15 protein-coding genes are annotated in these 20,471 nt (G+C 74.2%); 10 read left to right on the plus strand and 5 right to left on the minus strand.

What is annotated here, in order from left to right; translation table 11 throughout:
• The first annotated feature begins 28 nt into the window (after window positions 1-28).
• Together ACIO92_RS28645 and ACIO92_RS28650 are read left to right on the plus strand one after the other, a co-directional pair.
• Entirely contained in the window at window positions 29-1,747 is a 1,719-nt protein-coding gene (locus tag ACIO92_RS28645; protein WP_402283321.1) for a chitinase, read from the plus strand.
• Window positions 1,748-2,148: 401 nt separating this feature from the next.
• On the plus strand, window positions 2,149-3,507 hold the full coding sequence (locus ACIO92_RS28650; RefSeq protein ID WP_401240781.1) for a M14 family metallopeptidase: 1,359 nt from the start codon (window positions 2,149-2,151) through the stop codon (window positions 3,505-3,507).
• 69 nt (window positions 3,508-3,576) lie between these two features.
• Here the strand turns inward: ACIO92_RS28650 and ACIO92_RS28655 are convergent, their stop codons facing one another.
• From ACIO92_RS28655 to ACIO92_RS28665, 3 genes are read right to left on the minus strand one after another with little or no spacing between them, the layout of a single operon-like run.
• Complete coding sequence (locus ACIO92_RS28655; RefSeq protein ID WP_188270661.1) at window positions 3,577-3,987, minus strand: RidA family protein; 411 nt, start codon at window positions 3,985-3,987, stop codon at window positions 3,577-3,579.
• Window positions 3,984-4,778, minus strand: coding sequence for an IclR family transcriptional regulator (locus ACIO92_RS28660; RefSeq protein WP_401240779.1), 795 nt, complete (start codon window positions 4,776-4,778; stop codon window positions 3,984-3,986). The genes ACIO92_RS28655 and ACIO92_RS28660 overlap by 4 nt, the downstream gene beginning before the upstream one ends.
• The gene (locus ACIO92_RS28665; protein WP_402283365.1) at window positions 4,775-5,767 is read right to left on the minus strand and encodes a sugar kinase; all 993 of its coding nucleotides are present in this window, start codon (window positions 5,765-5,767) and stop codon (window positions 4,775-4,777) included. The genes ACIO92_RS28660 and ACIO92_RS28665 overlap by 4 nt, the downstream gene beginning before the upstream one ends.
• Window positions 5,768-6,702: 935 nt before the next feature.
• Between ACIO92_RS28665 and ACIO92_RS28670 the strand changes: the two genes are divergently transcribed.
• Complete coding sequence (locus tag ACIO92_RS28670) at window positions 6,703-7,968, plus strand: alanine racemase (protein WP_402283324.1); 1,266 nt, start codon at window positions 6,703-6,705, stop codon at window positions 7,966-7,968.
• 30 nt (window positions 7,969-7,998) lie between these two features.
• On the plus strand, window positions 7,999-9,591 hold the full coding sequence (locus ACIO92_RS28675) for a D-aminoacylase (protein ID WP_366439990.1): 1,593 nt from the start codon (window positions 7,999-8,001) through the stop codon (window positions 9,589-9,591).
• Between the two features lie 160 nt (window positions 9,592-9,751).
• Here ACIO92_RS28675 and mptB read toward each other — a convergent pair whose 3' ends face one another.
• On the minus strand, window positions 9,752-11,236 hold the full coding sequence (mptB, locus tag ACIO92_RS28680) for a polyprenol phosphomannose-dependent alpha 1,6 mannosyltransferase MptB (RefSeq protein WP_366439989.1): 1,485 nt from the start codon (window positions 11,234-11,236) through the stop codon (window positions 9,752-9,754).
• 148 nt (window positions 11,237-11,384) lie between these two features.
• Between mptB and ACIO92_RS28685 the strand changes: the two genes are divergently transcribed.
• From ACIO92_RS28685 to ACIO92_RS28710, 6 genes are all read left to right on the plus strand, one after another.
• Window positions 11,385-12,596, plus strand: a complete 1,212-nt coding sequence (locus ACIO92_RS28685; RefSeq protein ID WP_366439988.1) for a pyridoxal phosphate-dependent aminotransferase — start codon at window positions 11,385-11,387, stop codon at window positions 12,594-12,596.
• Between the two features lie 113 nt (window positions 12,597-12,709).
• Window positions 12,710-13,102 carry a hypothetical protein gene (locus ACIO92_RS28690; protein ID WP_401240773.1) on the plus strand — a complete coding sequence of 131 codons (393 nt, stop codon included), beginning with the start codon at window positions 12,710-12,712 and terminating at the stop codon, window positions 13,100-13,102.
• Window positions 13,103-13,761: 659 nt separating this feature from the next.
• On the plus strand, window positions 13,762-14,892 hold the full coding sequence (locus ACIO92_RS28695; protein WP_366439987.1) for a hypothetical protein: 1,131 nt from the start codon (window positions 13,762-13,764) through the stop codon (window positions 14,890-14,892).
• Window positions 14,889-16,118 (plus strand): toxic anion resistance protein, encoded by a 1,230-nt coding sequence (locus ACIO92_RS28700; protein WP_402283327.1) that lies wholly within the window; start codon window positions 14,889-14,891, stop codon window positions 16,116-16,118. Before ACIO92_RS28695 ends, ACIO92_RS28700 begins: the two co-directional genes overlap by 4 nt.
• A 158-nt stretch (window positions 16,119-16,276) precedes the next feature.
• Window positions 16,277-17,917, plus strand: a complete 1,641-nt coding sequence (locus ACIO92_RS28705) for a substrate-binding domain-containing protein (RefSeq protein WP_401240764.1) — start codon at window positions 16,277-16,279, stop codon at window positions 17,915-17,917.
• Window positions 17,904-18,506, plus strand: a complete 603-nt coding sequence (locus ACIO92_RS28710) for a hypothetical protein (protein WP_401240761.1) — start codon at window positions 17,904-17,906, stop codon at window positions 18,504-18,506. Before ACIO92_RS28705 ends, ACIO92_RS28710 begins: the two co-directional genes overlap by 14 nt.
• 128 nt (window positions 18,507-18,634) lie before the next feature.
• On the opposite strand, the gene ACIO92_RS28715 is transcribed toward ACIO92_RS28710, so the two are convergent.
• Window positions 18,635-20,458 (minus strand): phosphoenolpyruvate carboxykinase (GTP), encoded by a 1,824-nt coding sequence (locus ACIO92_RS28715; protein WP_402283330.1) that lies wholly within the window; start codon window positions 20,456-20,458, stop codon window positions 18,635-18,637.
• Between the last annotated feature and the right edge of the window lie 13 nt (window positions 20,459-20,471).

Genomic DNA, 20,471 nt, shown 5'->3' on the forward strand with positions numbered 1-20,471 from the left:
CAGATCCCCACAACTCCCCCACCGGAGGATGCACGTGGACCGCACCACCATCCGCCCGCACGGACGCCGCTGGCTCGGCGGAGCCCTCGCGCTCGCCGTCGGCACCGGGCTCGTCCTCGTCGGCGGAGCCGGCACCGCCCAGGCCGCCGACGTCAACGTCGCCAAGAACGCCGGATTCGAGAACGGCCTCGCCAACTGGGCCTGTTCCGCCGGGAGCGGCGCCGTCGTCGCCACCCCGGTCCGCACCGGAGCGGGCGCCCTCAGGGCCGCCCCGGGCGGGCTCGACAACGCCAAGTGCACGCAGACCGTGACCGTGAAGCCCAACTCGACGTACACGCTGAGCGCGTGGGTCCAGGGCGGCTACGCCTACCTCGGCGCCGCCAACACCGGGACCGGCACCGGCACCGTCTCCACCTGGTCGCCCGACAGCCCCACCTGGAAGCAGCTCACCACCACCTTCACCACCGGCGCGAGCACCACCTCGGTGCAGATCTACACCCACGGCTGGTACGGCACCTCCGCCTACGTCGTGGACGACGTCAGCGTCTTCGGGCCGGACGGCGGCGGCATCCCGGACCCCGACCCGGTGATCCCGGCCACCCCGGCCGGTCTCGCCACGGGCACGGTCACCTCCTCGTCGGTGGCCCTGAGCTGGAACGCCGTCGCCGGAGCCACCGCCTACAAGGTCTACCGCGACGGGGCCAACCCGCAGACGGTCACCGGCACCTCGGCCACCGTCTCCGGTCTCGCCGCCGACACCGCGTACCAGTTCCAGGTCGCCGCGACGAACACCGCGGGCGAGTCCGCCAAGTCCACGGCCGTCGCGGCCAGGACCACCAAGGACAACACGGGCCCCGGCCCGGCCGTGCCCAAGCACGCGGTCACCGGCTACTGGCAGAACTTCAACAACGGCGCCACGGTCCAGAAGCTCCGTGACGTCCAGGCCCAGTACGACATCATCGCCGTCTCCTTCGCGGACTCGACGACCACGCCCGGCCAGATCACCTTCAACCTGGACCCGGCCGTCGGCTACGCCTCGGTCGCCGACTTCAAGGCGGACGTCGCCGCGAAGAAGGCCGCGGGCAAGTCGGTGGTCATCTCCGTCGGCGGCGAGAAGGGCAACGTCACGATCAACAGTGACGCCAGCGCCACCGCCTTCGCGAACAGCGCGTACACCCTCTTCCAGGAGTACGGCTTCAACGGGATCGACATCGACCTCGAACACGGCATCAACTCGACCTACCTGACCAAGGCGCTGCGCCAGCTCTCCGCCAAGGCGGGCTCCACCATGGTCCTGACGATGGCCCCGCAGACCATCGACATGCAGAGCACGGGCACCGAGTACTTCAAGACGGCGCTCGCGGTGAAGGACATCCTCACGGTCGTCAACACCCAGTACTACAACAGCGGTGCGATGCTGGGCTGCGACGGCAAGGTCTACAGCCAGGGCTCGGTGGACTTCCTCACCGCGCTCGCCTGCATCCAGATCCAGGGCGGTCTCGACCCCTCGCAGGTCGGCCTGGGCGTCCCCGCCTCCACCCGGGGCGCGGGCAGCGGTTACGTCGACCCGCAGATCGTGAAGAACGCGCTCGACTGCCTGACCAAGCTCACCGGCTGCGGCACCTACAAGCCGGCCCAGGCGTGGCCGACCCTGCGCGGCGCGATGACCTGGTCGACCAACTGGGACGCGACGGCGGGCAACGCCTGGTCGAACGCGGTCGGCCCGCACGTCCACGGCCTGCCGTAACCCGTCCGCCTCGACCCGGCACGACACCCCGTCCCGCCGGGCACCGCACGACACCCCGTCGCGGGCTCCGTCCGCCGCGACACCCCGCCGCTCCGGTCCGGCCGTACGGCACCCCACCCGCAGCGCCGCCGCTCCCCCGGCGGCGCTGCGGCGCGTCCGGCCCCGGCGCCCCCCTGCGCCGCCCGGCCCCGGCGCCGCCCGGCCCTTCCGCCTCCCCGCCCCGGCGGCGGCCTCGTACCGTTTCGCCCGGCTCGTGCCCCACGACATGTCCCCGAGGGTCTCGCGCGGGCCACCGTGGCCGAACTCCTCACCTTGACCAGTCCATGACATGGCCCCACCATGTGGCCGGACACCCGCACGCGTTTGTCGCACTCCCCCACACTCCCCACCCAGGAGACACCATGCGACGTCCCACCCGCGGCAGAAGGACCGCCACCCTCGCGGCCCTCGTGGCGCTCGCCCTCGCGGCGCCCCTCTCCGCCCTCTCCACCCCCGCCGGGGCCGACCCGGCGCCGACCGCCGCCCGCATCGCCTCCGGCGCCGAGGAGGTGATCCGGCAGTACGAGGTCGCCGGACCCGCCACCGCCGCCGACCGCACCGCGCTCGCCGCCGCCACCGGCGTCTCCATCGACGAGGTCGACGCCCGCTCGGTCGTCGTCAGCGCCAACACCGAGCAGCTGAAGCGGCTCAGGGCGCTCGGCCACCGGGTCACCGCGCTGCCCGCGCCCCCCGACCGGGGCGAGTCCGCCCGGTCCGCCCTCGGCCCGCTCGACTTCCCCTCCGCCGACGCGAGGTACCACAACTACGCGGAGACGAACACGGAGATCGCCCAGCGGCTCGCCCAGTACCCGTCGATCATGAGCAGGCGGGTGATCGGGAAGTCGTACGAGGGCCGGGACATCGTCGCCATCAAGATCAGCGACAACGTCGCCACCGACGAGAACGAGCCCGAGGTCCTCTTCACCCACCACCAGCACGCCCGCGAGCACCTCACCGTCGAGATGGCGCTGTACCTGCTGCGCGAGCTGGGCGCCGGGTACGGCACCGACAGCCGGATCACGAACATGGTGAACAACCGCGAGATCTGGATCGTCCCCGACCTCAACCCGGACGGCGGCGAGTACGACATCGCCACCGGCTCCTACCGCAGCTGGCGCAAGAACCGGCAGCCCAACTCCGGCTCCTCGTACATCGGCACGGACACCAACCGGAACTGGGACTACAAGTGGGGCTGCTGCGGCGGCTCCTCCAGCTCCAAGAGCTCCGAGACCTACCGGGGCGCGGCCCCCGAGTCCGCCCCCGAGGTGAAGGTCGTCGCCGACTTCGTGCGCACCCGGGTGGTCGGCGGCAAGCAGCAGATCACCGCGGCCATCGACTTCCACACCTACAGCGAACTGGTGCTCTGGCCCTTCGGCTGGACCACCGCGAACACCGCCCCCGGCATGACCCAGGACGACCGGGACGCCTTCGCGAAGGTCGGCACGAGCATGGCCGCGAGCAACGGCTACACGCCCGAGCAGTCCAGTGACCTGTACATCACGGACGGGTCGATAGACGACTGGCTGTGGGGCTCGCAGCGGATCTTCGGGTACACCTTCGAGATGTACCCGGCCTCGGCCGGCGGGGGCGGTTTCTACCCGCCCGACGAGGTCATCGAGCGCGAGACCAGCCGCAACCGGGACGCCGTCCTGCAGCTCCTGGAGAACGCGGACTGCATGTACCGCTCGATCGGCAAGCAGGCGCAGTACTGCGCGGCCTGACGGTCCGTACGCGCGCGTGAGGGCGCCCCGGCCGCGCGGCCGGGGCGCCCCCTCGTGTTCCGCCGGGGCTCAGCCCAGGACGGCGAGCGCGTCGATCTCGATGAGCAGACCGGCCGGGAGGCCGACGTAGACGGTCGTACGGGCCGAGGCGGGGGCCTTGAGGCCCTGCTCCTCGAAGTACTGGTTGTAGATCTCGTTCATCTCGGCGAAGTGGTCCACGTCCGTCAGGTAGACGCGCGTCATCATCACGTCGTCCCAGCTCGCGCCGCCCTCCTCCAGGATCGCCTTGACGTTGGCGAAGGTCTGGAGGGTCTGCTCGCGCAGGGTCGGCCCGGCGACGGTCGGCGCCTGGCCCTCGACGGCGGGCAGGAAGCCGACCTGACCGGCGACCTGGAGGATGTTGCCCTTCCGCACGCCGTGCGAGAACTTCGCGGGCGGGGCGGTGTGCGTGGCGGGGGTGATCGCGGTCTTCTCGCTCATGCGGTGTCCTTGGTCGGGGCGGTGCCGGGGTACTCGCGGTCGGCGCCCGGGGCGGTGCCGGAGTACTCCCGGCTGATGGCGTCCGCGGTGCGGCGCACCTGCGGGAGGAGGGTGAGGAGTTCCTCGGCCGTGACGACCACGTTGGGCGCCGAGACCGACATCGCGGCGACGACGCGCCCGTCGGCGCCGCGGACGGGGGCGCCCACGCAGTTGATGGACTCCTCGTGGCCGCCGAGGTCGGTGGCCCAGCCCTGTTCGCGTACGGTCGCCAGCTCCTTGAGGAAGGCGGCGGCGTTCGGGGTCGAACGGGGCGTGTACGGGGGGTAGTCGAGCTTCGCGGCGATGGCGCGCCGCTCCTGCTCGGGGAGGTCGGCCAGGAGCAGTTTGGCGACGGCGGCGACGGTGATCGCGACGGGCTTGCCGATGCGCGAGTACATCCGGACCGGGTAGCGGCTCTCGACCTTGTCGATGTAGAGGACCTCGCCCTCCTCGTGGACCGCGAGGTGGATCGTGTGCCCGATCCGCTCGTTGAGCGCGGTCAGGTACGGGTGGGCGATCTCGCGGATGTCGAGGTTCTCCACGGCCTCCTGGGCGAGGGCGAAGAGCCGGGCGCCGAGCCGGTACCGCTGGTCCTGCTGCCGGTGCACGAGGCCGTGCTCGTGGAGGGTGCGCAGCAGGCGCAGGGCCGTGGACTTGTGCACGCCGAGCCGGTCGGCGACCTGCCCGAGGTCGGCGGGGCCCTGGGCGAGCAGCGGCAGGATGCTGAGTGCCCGGTCGACGGTCTGGCTCATGGGGTGCGTACCTCCTGGTCGTCCCCGGTCCAGCCGGGGCCGAGGTGAAGTGTGCCCCAGGCGGCGTCGTCGAGCGCGGCCAGCCGGTCGGCGTGGGCCCGGCGGGGCGGCGGCGCGAGGTCGCCGGGGACGGTGAGCGCGGCGGCGGCGGCCAGGTGTCCGTGCCGGAGCCGGGCCCGGACGTCGAGCCCGCGCAGGGTCGCGGAGAGGAACCCGGCGGCGAAGGCGTCCCCGGCGCCGACGGGGGCGACGACGTCCACGCGGGGGGCGGGGACCCGGGTGACGGCGGGGGCGGCCGTGCGGTCGCGGCGGTCGACGGCGACGGCGCCGTGCTCGCCGAGCTTGACGACCAGCAGGGCGGGCTCGGGGAGCGCCGCCACGACGGCGTCGAGGTCCGCGAGGCCCCACACCTGGGCGGCCTCGTCGGCGCCGACGAAGAGGAGGTCGGCGCGGCGGGCGAGGTCGAGGAGGACGGGTCCGGCGGCGGCCGGGCCGCCGGACCAGAGCGCGGGCCGGTAGTTGAGGTCGAAGGAGACGAGCGGGCGGCCCGGCCGGGTGGCGGTGAGCTCGCGCATCAGGGCCAGGCAGTCGGCGGAGAGGGCGGCGGTGATGCCGGAGAGGTGCAGGACGCGCCCGTCGGCGACGGTGTCGTACGGCACGGTCGCGGGCGACATCGCGGAGGCGGCGGAACCGGCCCGGTAGTAGGCGACCTCGTGGGCGTCGGTGGAGCGGTCGGCGGCGGTGCGGAAGTAGACGCCGGTCGGGCGGCGCGGGTCGCGGCCGACGTCCCGGACGTCGACGCCGTGGGCGGCGATGGTCTCGACGAGGTGGTCGCCGAAGCCGTCGCGGCCGACCCGGCCGACCCAGCGGACCCGGTGTCCGGCGGCGGCGAGGGCGCAGGCGACGTTGGACTCGGCGCCGCCGATGGCCCGGGTGAACGCGGGCACGTCGGCGAGCCGCCCCGGCCGGGTGGGCAGGAAGGTCACCATGGACTCGCCGAGACAGACGACATCGGGCCCGGTCACCGCCCCGTCCCCCGGGTCAGGCGCCACGGCCGGGACGGGCACGGGGCACTCTCCCCCGGCGGGAGCACCCGTCGACGCCGGTACGGGCACCACGTCGGCCGCGGGAACGGGGACCTCCGCCGGGACGGAGCCGTCCAGGGCGGGCACGGAGACGGGGACCGGAGCACCCACGCCCACCGACACGGGCGGCGGGACCAGGACCTCCGCCGGGGCGCGGCCGTCCAGGGCGGGCACGGGAACGGGGACCGAAGCACCCACGCCCACCGACACGGGCGGCGGGACCGGAGCACCCGCCCACACCGGTCCGGACGCGCCCGACGCCCCGGGCACCGGGACCTCCGCCGGGGCGGAACGCTCCACCAGGACCGCGCCGGACACCGACACCGGGAGCGGGGCGCCCGCCCGCGCCCGTGCGGGCCCCGGGGCCGCCGTCCGGGCCGGAGCCGGTGCGGGAGCCGGAGCGGGAGCCGGAGCCAGTGCGGGAGCAGTCACCCGCACCGGTCCGGGCGCGGTCGTCGTGTCCGGCACGGGGGCCGGGCCGGGAGGCCGGTCGGCCTCCCGGGCGCGCGCGGGCGTCACGGCGCCCGCCGGGGCCGCCTCGCGGGCCGCCGGAGCCGGTGACGTGGCCGCACCGGCGGGCGGCACCGCGCCGGGAGCCTCGGCGGCCCCCGGCCCCATCGCGTTCCCGGGCGCCCCGCCCGGTGCCGCGTTCCCCGGCGTCCCGCCGGGAGCCGCGTCCCCGCTCGGGTCCGCGGGCGCGTGTCCGCTCACTCTCGGGCTCCCCGTGGCTCGACTCTCCGGATTCCATTGACCCGGCCTCGGCCCGGATGTTAGACAGCGATGAGCAATATGCGCAATGAGTGTTGCACATTCTGCAACACCCTCGATGAGGAGGCCTCATGCCCGACCTGGCGAACGAGCGCGTCGACCACCGATTCAAGGCCCTGCCCCCGGACGCCGAGGGCCTGACCGTCGGCGAGCTCGCGGCCCAGCGGCGCAACCTCTTCACCGGCGGTTTCACCACCCCCGTCCTCGCCCTGTCCGCCGAGTCCGTCGAGCACAACCTGCGCCTCCTGGAGACGTACGCCGAGCGCCACGGCCTCGCCTTCGCCCCGCACGGCAAGACCTCCATGGCCCCCCAGCTGTTCGACCGGCAGCTCGCGCACGGCGCCTGGGGCATCACCGCCGCCGTGCCCCACCAGGCCCGGGTCTACCGGGCCCACGGCATCGCCCGGATCTTCCTCGCCAACGAACTGGTCGACGCCGTCGCGCTGCGCTGGCTCGCCGCCGAACTGGACGCCGACCCCGGCTTCCGGTTCGTCTGCTACGTCGACTCCGCCCGGGGCGTGGAGCTCATGGACGAGGCCCTGAGCGCCGCCGGGGCGACCCGCCCGGTGGACGTCGTCGTCGAACTGGGCGCGGGCGAGGGGGCCCGTACCGGAGCGCGCACCGAGGCCGACTGCGCGGCGGTCGCCGACGCGGTCGCCGCGACCGGGACGCTCCGGCTCGTCGGCGTCGCCGGGTACGAGGGGGAGGTGCCGGACGCCGACGGCGAGCGGGTCCGGACCTGGCTCCGTCGGCTGACCGCGCTCGCCGCCCGCTTCGACGCGGCGGGCCGCTTCGACCCGGCGATCGGCGAGATCGTCGTCAGCGCGGGCGGCAGCGCCTGGTTCGACGCGGTCGCCGAGGTCTTCTCGGAGGTCCCCGCGCTGTCCCTGCCGGTCCTGCGGCTGCTGCGCTCCGGCGCGTACGTCTCCCACGACGACGGCCACTACCGGAAGCTGACCCCGTTCAACCGGGTCCCCGACGAGGGCGCCCTGGAGCCCGCGTTCCGGCTCTGGTCGCAGGTGGTGTCCCGCCCGACGCCCGAGCAGGCGTTCACCAACGCGGGCAAGCGCGACGCCGCCCACGACCTGCACCTGCCCGAGGCCCAGGTGGTCCGCGACGGGCACACCGGCGAGATCCGGCCCGCCGACGGCATCACCGTGACCGGGCTCTCCGACCAGCACGCCTGGGTACGGACCGGGGAGGGCGCCGCCCTGGAGGTCGGCGACTGGCTCGGCATGGGGCTCTCGCACCCGTGCACGGCCTTCGACAAGTGGCAGCTGATCCCGCTGGTGGAGGCGGACGGCACGGTGGTCGACTACGTCCGGACCTTCTTCTAGACCGGAGGGAACGGAGAGAACAGGACAGCCATGGATCTCGTCTTCCGTGACGCGGAGGTCGTCGACGGCACCGGCGGCCCCTCCTACCGCGCCGACGTGGCGATCGAGGGCGGCCGGATCGCCGCGATCGTCCGGGAGGCCGCGGCGGCCGGGTGCCCGCGCCCCACCGCCCGGCGCTCCGTGGACGCCGGGGGGCTCGTGCTGGCCCCCGGCTTCATCGACATGCACGCCCACAGCGATCTCGCGCTGCTCCGCGACCCGGAGCACCTGGCGAAGGCCGCGCAGGGCGTGACACTCGAAGTGCTGGGCCAGGACGGCCTCTCGTACGCGCCGACCGACGACCGCACGCTCGCGGAGGTCCGCAGGGCCATCACCGGCTGGAACGGCTCCGGCGACGACATCGACTTCGACTGGCGCACGGTCGGCGAGTACCTCGACCGTCTCGACCGGGGCCACGACGGCCGGGGCATCGCCGTCAACGCGGCCTATCTCGTCCCCCAGGGCACGGTCCGGATGCTGGCCGTGGGCTGGGACGACCGGCCGGCCGGCGAGGCGGAGCTGAACCGGATGCGGCGGCTGGTCGCGGAGGGCCTGGAGCAGGGCGCCGTCGGCATGTCGTCCGGCCTGACGTACACCCCGGGGATGTACGCGCCGGACGCCGAGCTGACCGAGCTGTGCCGGGTCGTGGCCGAGTACGGCGGCTACTACTGCCCGCACCACCGTTCGTACGGGGCGGGGGCGCTGCGGGCGTACGAGGAGATGGTGCGGCTGACCCGGGACGCGGGCTGCGCGCTGCACCTGGCCCACGCCACGATGAACTTCGGGGTGAACGAGGGCCGGGCGCCGGAGCTGCTGGCGCTGCTCGACGCGGCCATGGACGGGGGCGCGGACATCAGCCTCGACACGTACCCGTACACGCCCGGCTGTACGACCCTGGTCGCGCTGCTGCCGAGCTGGGCGGGCGAGGGCGGTCCCGAGGCGGTCCTCGCCCGGCTCCGTGACGACGCGACGGCCGAGCGCATCCGGCACCATCTGGAGGTCGTCGGCTCGGACGGCTGCCACGGGGTGCCGGTCGACTGGGACACCATCGAGATCTCGGGGGTCTCGGAGCCGGGGCTCGCCCCGTACGTGGGCCGCCGGGTGGACGGCTGGCCGACGGCCCGCCGCCTGCTCCTGGCGGACCGGCTCGGCTCCACGATCCTCCAGCACGTGGGCCACGAGGAGAACGTCCGGACGATCATGCGGCACCGGGCGCACACCGGCGGCTCGGACGGCATCCTCCAGGGCACCAAGCCGCACCCCCGGGCGTACGGCACCTTCCCCCGGTACCTGGGCCGGTACGTCCGCGAGCTGGGCGTCCTCTCCCTGGAGGAGTGCGTGGCCCATCTGACCGGGCGTCCGGCGGCCCGGCTGCGGCTGCCGGACCGGGGTCTGGTCCGCGAGGGGTACGTGGCGGACCTGGTCCTCTTCGACCCGGAGACGGTCGGCGCGGGCTCGACGTACGCCGAGCCCCGGACGCTGCCCACGGGCATCCCGCACGTCCTGGTCGACGGCCGTTTCGTGATGGAGGACGGGCGGCGCACGGACACGCTGGCGGGAAGGTCGGTCCGCCGGACCCGCTGACCGACCCTGTGCCCCGGGCCGGGCGGAGACCCACCGCACACCCCGGGCCTGGCGGAGACCCACTGACCGGCCCCGCGCCCCGGGCCGGGCGGACCCGGCGACGGCCACCGGACCCGCCCCGCCCCCAGGGCCCGGCGCCACCGCCGGAAGCGGCGGGACCCTACCGCCCGGCCGCCACCGCTCCGGCGGACGAGTCGGCGGGCGGCTCGACCGGCGGGCCCGCCTGCGGGCCGACGGACGGACCGGGCACGGGCTCGTCCGCCCGGGGCCACGGGTCGCGCCGCGCCCACAGCAGACCGGCCGCGAGGACCGCCCCGGCCAGCGCGAAGCCGTACCAGGGGGTGCGTCCGGACGGGGCCGTCTCCCAGACGAGCGCCGCCGAGAGCACCGCGAGGAGCTGTCCGGACCGGCTCCGCCACGCCGTCGCCGCGACCACGGTCGTCCCCCACAGCAGGTACCAGGGCTGGACCATCGGGGAGAGCGCCACCAGGGCGACGAGCGCGAGGCCGAGGCCCAGGACCGGGTCGATCCGGCCCAGCCGGGCCCGCCGGGCCAGCTCCAGGACGATCACGGCCGCGAGGAGCAGCCCGAGCTTCTGCACGACGTTCTTCACGGGGTCGGGGTCGTCGCCGAGGAGCAGCCCGAGGCCGAGCCCGAGGTCGCTGGTGACCGAGAGCGCGGTGTGGATGGTCCCGGCGACGCTCTGCGTCCGCAGCCAGCCGAAGCCGGTCCCGGCGGCGACCGTCGCGGCGGCGGCCACCGTGGCGGCGACGAGCCCCGGCAGGACGAGTCCCCTGAGGACGCCCCGGACTCCGCCGTCGCGCCGGGCGATCGTCACGCCGATGAACAGCAGCGCCACCGCCGCCGGAGACTTGACCATCATGGCGAGTCCGACGAGGACGCAGCCGAGCACCCAGCGCCCGCGCACGGCGAGCACCACGCCCGCCAGCATCAGCCCGGCCATCAGACCGTCGTTGTGGGCGCCGCCGACGACATGGACCAGCAGCAGCGGGTTGAGCGCGGCGAGCCACACCGCGCCGTCGCGTCCGCCGGGTCCGCCGCCGAGCGCCCGGACGGCCCAGACGATCAGGGCGAGCGCGCCGACCGCGAGGAGCCGCATACCGAGCACGGCGGGGACGACCGAGCCGCCGGTCAGTTCGACGACCAGCCGGGCCAGGACGAGGAAGGCGGGCCCGTACGGTGCCGGGGTGTCGGTCCAGTGGCCGCCGACGGACGCGGCGGCGTCGGTGCCCAGCTCGCCGGGGCCGAGGAGGGCGGGCCCGCCGCCGTACACGTCGTGCCCCTCGACGACCATGGCTCCCTGCGCGATGTAGCTGTAGACGTCGGCGCTGTGCAGCGGCGGCGCGAACAGCAGCGGCGCGGTCCAGCAGGCGAGGGTGGTGAGGACGCCGTGGCGCCGCCCCCGGGCGAGCAGGACGCCGTACCGCCACCAGGCGGCGACGAGCACGGCGAGGCCGAGGTACGCGAGGAGGGCGCCCGCCAGGGTGAGGGCGGAGCCGCGCGGCTCCCACAGTCCCCGGCCGCCGAGGACCGGCAGCGTTCCGGCGGCCCATCCGCCCGCGGCGACGGCGAGCGATCCGGCCACACCCAGCCACCGGCATCCGGAGGCGCTGAAAACCCACATGACCGCCCAACCTATCCCGCCGTCCGGGTGTCCCCGCCCGCCCCGTCGGCCCGCGGGCCGACGGACCCCTGTCCCAGCGGGCCCTCGGTGTGATCCACGTGGTCCAAAACACGAGGCGGCCCGCCCCGCCCGGCCGTAAGCTCTCGACATGCAGGTGATCCAGTCCACGAAGCTCGCCAACGTCTGTTACGAAATCCGGGGTCCGGTGCTCGAAGAGGCGATGCGGCTCGAAGCCGCGGGTCATCGCATCCTCAAGCTGAACACCGGCAATCCGGCCGCCTTCGGCTTCGAGTGCCCGCCCGCGATCCTGGAAGACGTCCTGCGCAACCTCTCCGAGGCGCACGGCTACGGGGACGCGAAGGGACTGCTCGCGGCCCGCCGCGCGGTGATGAGCCACTACGAGACCAAGGGCATCCCGCTCTCCGTCGAGGACATCTACCTCGGCAACGGCGTCTCGGAGCTGATCCAGATGTCGATGCAGGCACTGCTCGACGACGGCGACGAGGTCCTCGTCCCCGCCCCGGACTACCCGCTGTGGACGGCGTCGGTGTCGCTCGCGGGCGGTACGGCCGTGCACTACCGCTGCGACGAGCAGGCGGACTGGATGCCGGACCTCGCGGACATCGAGCGGAAGATCACCGACCGCACCAAGGCGATCGTGATCATCAACCCGAACAACCCGACCGGCGCGGTCTACGACGACGAGATGCTGCGCTCCCTGACGGAGATCGCCCGCCGTCACGATCTGGTGGTCTGCTCGGACGAGATCTACGACAAGATCCTCTACGACGGCGCCACGCACACCCCGACCGCCGCCGTCGCCCCCGACCTGATGGTCCTCACCTTCAACGGGATGAGCAAGAACTACCGGGTGGCGGGCTTCCGCTCCGGCTGGCTCGCGGTCTGCGGCCCGAAGCACCACGCGTCCTCGTACATCGAGGGCCTCACGATCCTGGCCAACATGCGCCTCTGCGCCAACATGCCCGCGCAGCACGCGGTGGCGGCGGCGCTCCAGGGCCGCCAGTCGATCGAGGACCTGGTGCTGCCGGGCGGGCGGCTCCTGGAGCAGCGGGACACCGCGTACGAGCTGCTGACCCGGATCCCGGGGGTGACGTGCGTGAAGCCGAAGGGGGCGCTGTACCTGTTCCCGAGGCTCGACCCGAACGTCTACAAGATCAAGGACGACCGGCAGATGGTCCTGGACCTGCTGCGGACGGAGAAGATCATGGTGGTCCACGGGACGGGCTTCAACTGGCACGAGCCCGATCACTTCCGGATCGTCACCCTGCCCGCGGCGGCGGATCTGGCGGACGCGGTGACGCGGATCGGGCGGTTCCTGGACGGGTACGGCCAGCACTGACCGGCAGGTCGTCCAGGGGGCGTCACCGCTCCGCACACCCACACCGGACAGCACTCAACTTTAGACGAAATCTAAGCTAGGATGGCCCCCGAGCACCTCAGGAGGCCGTCCCCATGTACGAACCGATCCGCACCAAGTCGGTCCACCGGATCGCCGACGACACCCAGGACGCGTATCCGCACCGCTCCCGCGAGGAGGAGCTGGACATCCAGCTCGCCGGACACCTCGCCGCCCTGCTCGCCGTCACCGACGAACTGGGCGACACGGAGGCGGGCGAGCTGATCGCCCGCCAGGTGGCGCGGCTGCGCGGCGCGCCGCCCGCCCGGCACGCCGGTCTGAGCGGCGCCGCGCCGAGGGACCTGCACCACAGGGCGCACGCCCTCGCGGGCCGCGCCCTGGTCGTCGCCGCCTCCCGGGCGGACACCGCCGCCGCGATCCTCGCCGCCGGGCGCATGGACGCGCACACCGCCGCACTGGCCGGGGAACCCCTGGTCGGCGCCCCCTGACGGCCCCGGTCCGCGCGCCACGAAACGCGCGGACCGGGTGCCACCCACCGCACGGCCCCGACGGGCCGACGGCCACCGGCGGTCCGGCGGACGCGAGGACCGCGCCCCGGACGACACGGCTCGGCGGACCCTCCCCGAAGCCCCCGGCACCCGCGACCGACGTCCGGTCCCTCGCCCCTGGCGTGAGCTCCGGAGCCGCCCCGACGGCCCGGCCGACCGCCTTCCCCACCCGGCCGTCCAGGAACTCCCCGCGCACGGTACGGCCGCCCTCCCGGACGCCCGGCCGATGACCGGAAGCTCCGCCACCGGCCGCCGGGACACCGGGCCGAACCGGACCGCACCACACCGCACCGGACCGCACCACACCGCACCGGACCGCACCGCGCGACCGTCACGCCGCCGGACGGGAAGGGCGCGCCCTGACGGCTCCCCCGCGCGCGGACGGAATCCGACGAAGATCCCGACCGGCACGAGGACGACGGGCGCCCCCGCCACCAGCGGCACCCTCACCACCAGCAGCGCCCTCACCGCCAGCGGCGTCACCACCACCCGGAGCGGCGGTCCGCCACCCGCTCCACCGGGAGCGCGCGGTACCCCCCGCTCCGGTTCGGTACCGGGATCGGCCCTTCACCCCCCGTACACCCGACTCCCCCTGGAACGTGGGTTTCCGCGAGCACGCTGCCCGCGTGAGACGCATCCTGGGAATCGTCCTGGCCGCCCTGCTCCTCGGCGGCGTGGCCGCCGTCCTCGTGACGGGCGGCGACAAGGACACGGGCACGGCGACGAAGACCGTGCGAGGAGTGATCGGATCGGAGAAGGCCGAGTTCTTCGCCGACCCGCAGGTGGTGAAGGCCCTCGCCGCGAAGGGCCTCACCGTGGTGACCGAGACCTCCGGGTCCTGGGACATGGAGGAACTGCCCCTGGACGGCTACGACTTCGCCTTCCCCGCCGCCAAGGGCCCGGCCGACGGACTCCGCGCCAGGGCGAGGACGAAGGACCGGGCGGCGACCGCGCCGCTGCGCCCCTTCTACTCGCCGCTCGTCGTCGTCGCGCACAGCGCCGCCGCCCGGGTCCTCGCCGGGAACGGTCTGGCGACCCTCGGCCCGCGCGGCACCAGCGGCACCCTGAGGATGGGCGCCTACCTCGCGGCGGCCCGCGCCGACCGGACCTGGCAGCAGCTCAAGGGCTCCACGGGCCACGCCGAACTCGGCGGCACCGTCTTCATCACCTCCACCGACCCCCTCGCCTCCAGCTCCGGCGCCCTCTACCTGGCCGCCGCGAGCTATGTCGCCGACGGCGGACGGGTCGCGGCCGACAGCGCGGCCGTGACCCGCACCGCCCCGCTGCTCCGCAAGCTGATCCAGGTGCAGGGCGCCCAGCAGTCCGGCTCCGACGCCCCCTTCCGGGACTTCGTGAGCGGCGTCGGCAATCCGCTCGTCCTCGTGTACGAGTCCCAGGTCGCCGCGCAGCTCCTGGCCGGACGCCCGATGGGCGACCTCGTCGTCCTCTACCCGGACACCACCGTCAACAGCGACCACACCCTCGTACCGCTCACCGAGAACGGCCGCCGTCTCGGCGAACTCCTTTCCGAAGACCCGGAGTTGCGCAGGCTGGTGGTCCGCCACGGCTTCCGCCCGCAGGGCGCGGCGGACGAGTTCAGCACCGCGACCGGGGCCCACACCGCCTACCTCGACCAGACGCTGACCGGAGTCCGCCAGGCACCCGTGCCCACCGGCGGGGTGCTGCGCGAGATGGCCCTGCGGGCCCGCGACCAGGGGGGCACCGCATGACCACACCCGAGGACCCGAGAAGGACCATGGCCCTGACACCGCCCGAGCACGACACCCCGCTCGTCCTCACCCCGCCCGAGCCCGTCCCGCCGGTCCGCCCCGAGCGGGCCGCCGGTCTGGTGCCGTTGGACGGGGCCGTCCGTACCGAGATGTCCCGCCGGGCCGCCGAGTACGTCGGATCGCTCGACGGACTCGACGTCCGCTCCCCCGAGTTCGCGGGCCGCGTCGGCGAGATCTCGGCGCTCGGCACGGGCGAGATGCGCTCGGCCGCCCAGCAGTCGAACCGGATGCTCGACCGCACGGTCCGCTCACTGGGCACCGGCGCCTCCGGCACCTCCGGCGGCGGCGCCCAGGCCCGGGTCGGCTCCTGCCTGGTCGAACTCCGGCGCGCCGTCGAGGACCTGGACCCCAGGGCCACCCCCGGCAAGGGCCTCAGGGGCCTCCTGGCGAAGCTCCCCGGCGGGAACCGGTTCCGCGACCACGTCGCCGCGTACGCCTCCGCGCGGACCACGCTGGACCGGATCGTCGGCGCACTGCGCGGCGGCCAGGACGAACTGCGCCGGGACAACGCCGCGCTGCTGACCGAGCGGGCCCGCCTCTGGGAGACCATGAGCGGGCTCCAGGAGTACGCGGTGCTCACCGAGGCCCTCGACGCGGCCGTGGAGGAGCGCGTCGCACGCACCCCCGACCCGGCCGACGCGGACGCGCTCCGCGCCGACCTCCTCTTCCCCGTCCGGCAGAAGCACCAGGACCTGCTGACCCAGCTCGCCGTCTGCGCCCAGGGGTACCTGGCCATGGACGTGGTGCGCCGGAACAACGACGAACTGGTCAAGGGCGTCGAACGGGCGGCGACGACGACCCTGTCGGCGCTGCGGATCGCGGTGATGCTCGCCGCCGCCCTGGAGAACCAGCGCAAGGTCACCGAGCAGGTGACCGCGCTGCGTTCGACGACCGAGGACCTCGTCCGGGGCAACGCGGAGATGCTGGCGAGCCAGGCGGGCGAGGTCCAGCGCATCGCGTCCGACCCGGCGGTCGGCGCGGAGACGCTGCGCACCGCGTTCCAGCAGATCCACCGGACCCTGGACGCCATCGACACGTACAGGGCACGGGCGACGGAGTCGATGGCGGCGACCGTCGACGCGCTGACCGCCGAACTCCGGCAGTCCGGAGCCCACTTGGACCGCAGCAGTCACACCGGCCGGCTGTCGGGAGACGACTCCTCATGACCACCCGCACCACGGCCCGCATGACCACCCGCACCACGCCCCCCGCCGCACCGCACCCCGTACCCCGCCCGCCGTCCGGCACCCGGACCCGCACGCCGTCCCGGACCGTCTCCCCCGCCACCTCCCGCACCGGCCCCCCCGGCAGAAGGCGACCCCGCATGACCACCCGCACGCCCCGCACAGCACCCCGCGCCACGCCCCTCCCCCCGGTCCGGCGCCGCCCCCGCGCGCTCCCCCGCGCTCTCGTCGGGATCGCGCTCGCCCTTCTCGTCACGGCCACCGGCGGCGCCTGCTCCACCCCCGGCGGCAGCGACGGCGGCCCCGACGGGCACGGGCGGGAGTACGCCCCCGGCACCCTCCGGGTCCTCGCCTCCTCCGAGCTGGCCGACATGGCGCCGGTCCTCGCCGAGGCCCGGACGGCGACCGGCGTCACCGTCCGGCCCACCTACGTCGGCACCCTCGACGCCGTCGAGCAGATCGCCTCGGGCGAGGCGGACGAGGCGTACGACGCCGTCTGGCTCTCCTCCAACGCCTACCTGCGGATCCGCCCCGACACCGCCCGCCGGATCACCGGCGAGACCCCGGTGATGGCCTCCCCGGTGGCCGTCGGCGTCCGCCCGGAGGCGGTGGCCCGGCTCGGCTGGGACCCGGCGAAGGTCACCTGGTCGCAGCTCCACCGGGCGGTGGCCGCCGGGAGCCTGACGTACGGCATGACCGACCCGAAGCGCTCCAACTCGGGCTTCTCCGCGCTCGTCTCGGTGGCCTCGGGGCTCTCCGGCGCCCAGTCGGCGCTGACCGGGCGGGACGTCGACCGCGCCACGCCCCGGCTGAGGGAGTTCTTCCGGGGGCAGAAGCTGACCTCGGGCTCCTCCGGCTGGCTGGCCTCGGCGTACGCCCGCAGGACCGACGTGGACGCGCTGGTCAACTACGAGTCCGTGCTGCTGTCCGCACCCGGGAAGCTGACCGTGATCCGCCCCTCCGACGGGGTGGTGACGGCCGACTACCCGCTGACCCTGCTCACCTCGGCCCGCCCGGAGGCGAAGGAGGCGGCGGGACGGCTCACCACGTATCTGCGCACCCCGGAGGCACAGCGGCGGATCACCACGACGACACTGCGGCGGCCGGTGGTCCCCGGGGTGGAACCGGCGGCGGCACTGGCCCGCGACCCCCGGCGCGAGCTGCCGTTCCCGGGCAGCCGGGCGGTGGCGGACGGACTGCTCGACGCGTACGACAACACCCTGCGCAGGCCCTCCCGCACGGTGTACGTCCTCGACACCTCGGGTTCCATGGCGGGTGACCGGCTCGACCGGCTGAAGGCGGCCCTCGTGGAGCTGACCGGGGACTTCCGCGACCGCGAGGAGGTGACCCTGATGCCGTTCGGTTCGGCGGTGAAGCGGGACGGGATGCGCACGCACACGGTCGATCCGGCGGCGCCGAGGTCCGCGCTGGACGCGATCGCGTCCGACGCGCGCGGGCTCACCGCCTCGGGCGGCACCGCGATCTACTCCAGCCTCCAGGAGGCGTACCGCTTCCTCGGCCGGACCCCCGGGGACACGTTCACCTCGGTGGTGCTGATGACGGACGGGGACAACACCGACGGCGACCCGGCCGCCGCCTTCGACCGCTTCTACGGCTCCCTGCCCGCCGCGCAGCGGCACACCCCGGTCTTCCCGATCCTGTTCGGGGACTCCGACCGGGGCGCGCTGGACCACATCGCGGGGCTCACCGGGGGCAAGCTGTTCGACGCGACGAGGGGCCCGCTCGACGGCGCCTTCGAGGAGATCCGTGGCTACCAGTGACGGCCCGGCCGCCCGGCTCGCCGGGTACGCCGGGTCCCGCAAGAACCTGGCAGGCTGCGTCTGCGGTCTGGCCGGGGTGGGCCTCGCGCTCACCGGGACGGCGGGCGCCCTGTGGCCGCTGGTGGTCGCCGGTCTCTACGCGGCGGGGGCGCTGATCGCCCCGCCGGAGCGCCCGGACGCCCCGGACTTCACCGAGGAGGGCGACCGGCTGGACGGGCTGCGGGCCGACTTCGCGGCCCTGCGCGCGTATCTGGCGGAGGTGGAGCTGCCACCGGCCGCGCGGGCGTCCCTCACCGCCCTGGACACCCTCCTGGAGGCCCTGCTCGCGCCGGGCTCGGTGAGCGATCCGGACCATCTCCACGTGCTGGCCCGCGCGGTCCGCCAGGACGTGCCGGAGGCCGTCGACACCTTCGTACGGACCCGGTGGTGGTCGCGTTTCGCACCGGGCACGGAGGCGCCGGAGGCACATCTGGAGCGCCAGCTGGCCGCGCTGCGGGAGGAGGCGGGCGCGGTCGCGGGGGCCCTGCGGGACGCGGAGGAGCTCCGGCAGCGGATCCACACCCGGTACGTGGAGGAGCGCGGCGACTGACCGCGGACATGCTCCGGCCCCCGGAGCCTGAGGGGGCTCCGGGGGCCGGTCGCGTCGTGGTGAGCCGTCGTGACCCCACTGGTCAGGGCGGAATGTCGGGGCAACCCACCACGAGACGGGGGGTGGGATCAGCCGAGGCGCTCGACGAGCGCGTGGTACTGGTCCCACAGTTCCTTCGGCGTGTGGTCGCCGAAGGTGTCGAGGTGGCCGGGGACGAGGGCGGCTTCCTCGCGCCACACGTCACGGTCGACCTTGAGGAGGAACTCCAGGTCGTCGGCCGGGAGGTCCAGGCCGTCGGTGTCGAGGGAGTCCGTGGTCGGCAGGACGCCGATGGGGGTCTCGACGCCCTCGGCCGTGCCGTCGAGGCGCTCGACGATCCACTTCAGGACGCGGCTGTTCTCGCCGAAGCCGGGCCACACGAACCGGCCCGCGTCGTTCTTGCGGAACCAGTTCACGTAGTAGATCTTCGGGAGCTTCGCCGGGTCGGCGTCGGCGCCCACCTTGACCCAGTGGGCCATGTAGTCGCCCATGTTGTAGCCGCAGAACGGCAGCATGGCGAAGGGGTCGCGGCGCAGCTCGCCGACCTTGCCCTCGGCGGCGGCGGTCTTCTCGGAGGCGACGTTCGCGCCGAGGAAGACGCCGTGGTTCCAGTCGAAGGACTCGGTGACCAGCGGGACGGCGGAGGCGCGGCGCCCGCCGAAGAGGATCGCGGAGATCGGGACGCCCTCGGGGTCCTCCCACTCGGGGGCGATCGTCGGGCACTGTCCGGCCGGGACGGTGAAGCGGGCGTTGGGGTGGGCGGCGGGCGTCCCGGACGCGGGCGTCCAGTCCTGGCCCTTCCAGTCCGTGAGGTGCGCGGGCGGGGTCTCGGTCATGCCCTCCCACCAGACGTCGCCGTCGTCGGTGAGGGCGACGTTGGTGAAGACGGAGTTGCCCCAGAGGGTCTTCATGGCGTTGGCGTTGGTGTGCTCGCCGGTGCCGGGGGCGACGCCGAAGAATCCGGCCTCGGGGTTGATGGCGCGGAGGCGGCCGTCCTCGCCGAAGCGCATCCAGGCGATGTCGTCGCCGATGGTCTCCACGGTCCAGCCGGGGACGGTGGGCTCCAGCATGGCCAGGTTGGTCTTGCCGCAGGCCGAGGGGAAGGCCGCGGCGACGTACTTGGGCTCGCCCTGCGGCGGGGTGAGCTTGAGGATGAGCATGTGCTCGGCGAGCCAGCCCTCGTCACGGGCCATGACGGAGGCGATGCGGAGCGCGTAGCACTTCTTGCCGAGCAGGGCGTTGCCGCCGTAGCCGGAGCCGTACGACCAGATCTCGCGGGTCTCGGGGAAGTGCGAGATGTACTTGGTGGTGTTGCAGGGCCACGGCACGTCCTCCTGGCCCTCCGCGAGGGGGGCGCCGAGGGTGTGGACGGCCTTGACGAAGAAGCCGTCGGTGCCCAGCTCGTCGAGGACGGGCTGCCCCATGCGGGTCATGGTGCGCATGGAGACGGCGACGTACGCGGAGTCGGTGATCTCGACGCCGATGGCGGAGAGCGGGGAACCGACGGGGCCCATGCAGAAGGGCACGACGTACATGGTGCGGCCGCGCATGGAGCCGTGGAAGACGCCCTGCTCGCCCGTGAAGATCTCCTTCATCTCCGCCGGGGCCTTCCAGTGGTTGGTCGGGCCCGCGTCCTCCTCCTTCTCGGAGCAGATGAAGGTCCTGTCCTCGACGCGCGCGACGTCGGACGGGTCGGAGGCGGCGTAGTACGAGTTCGGGCGCAGGCCCGGGTCGAGCTTCTTGAACGTGCCCTTGGTCACGAGCTCCCCGCACAGGCGCTCGTACTCGGCCTCGGTGCCGTCGCACCAGACGATGGCGTCCGGCTGGGTGATCTCGGCGATCTCGTTCACCCAGGAGACGAGCTCCTGGTGCTGGGTCGGAAGGTTGAGGGGAGCCGCGTTGTCGCGCGCCACGATTGCTCCTTGT

The sequence above is a fragment of the Streptomyces sp. NPDC087215 genome (genome assembly GCF_044744885.1).
Classification (GTDB): Bacteria; Actinomycetota; Actinomycetes; order Streptomycetales; family Streptomycetaceae; genus Streptomyces.

Bases quoted from the DNA above. Each gene is read 5' to 3' on its own strand.
- ACIO92_RS28645 (WP_402283321.1), top strand. From the start codon at position 29: ATGCACGTGGACCGCACCACCATCCGCCCGCACGGACGCCGCTGGCTC.
- ACIO92_RS28650 (WP_401240781.1), top strand. From the start codon at position 2,149: ATGCGACGTCCCACCCGCGGCAGAAGGACCGCCACCCTCGCGGCCCTC.
- ACIO92_RS28655 (WP_188270661.1), bottom strand. From the start codon at position 3,987: ATGAGCGAGAAGACCGCGATCACCCCCGCCACGCACACCGCCCCGCCC.
- ACIO92_RS28660 (WP_401240779.1), bottom strand. From the start codon at position 4,778: ATGAGCCAGACCGTCGACCGGGCACTCAGCATCCTGCCGCTGCTCGCC.
- ACIO92_RS28665 (WP_402283365.1), bottom strand. From the start codon at position 5,767: ATGGTGACCTTCCTGCCCACCCGGCCGGGGCGGCTCGCCGACGTGCCC.
- ACIO92_RS28670 (WP_402283324.1), top strand. From the start codon at position 6,703: ATGCCCGACCTGGCGAACGAGCGCGTCGACCACCGATTCAAGGCCCTG.
- ACIO92_RS28675 (WP_366439990.1), top strand. From the start codon at position 7,999: ATGGATCTCGTCTTCCGTGACGCGGAGGTCGTCGACGGCACCGGCGGC.
- mptB (WP_366439989.1), bottom strand. From the start codon at position 11,236: ATGTGGGTTTTCAGCGCCTCCGGATGCCGGTGGCTGGGTGTGGCCGGA.
- ACIO92_RS28685 (WP_366439988.1), top strand. From the start codon at position 11,385: ATGCAGGTGATCCAGTCCACGAAGCTCGCCAACGTCTGTTACGAAATC.
- ACIO92_RS28690 (WP_401240773.1), top strand. From the start codon at position 12,710: ATGTACGAACCGATCCGCACCAAGTCGGTCCACCGGATCGCCGACGAC.
- ACIO92_RS28700 (WP_402283327.1), top strand. From the start codon at position 14,889: ATGACCACACCCGAGGACCCGAGAAGGACCATGGCCCTGACACCGCCC.
- ACIO92_RS28705 (WP_401240764.1), top strand. From the start codon at position 16,277: ATGACCACCCGCACGCCCCGCACAGCACCCCGCGCCACGCCCCTCCCC.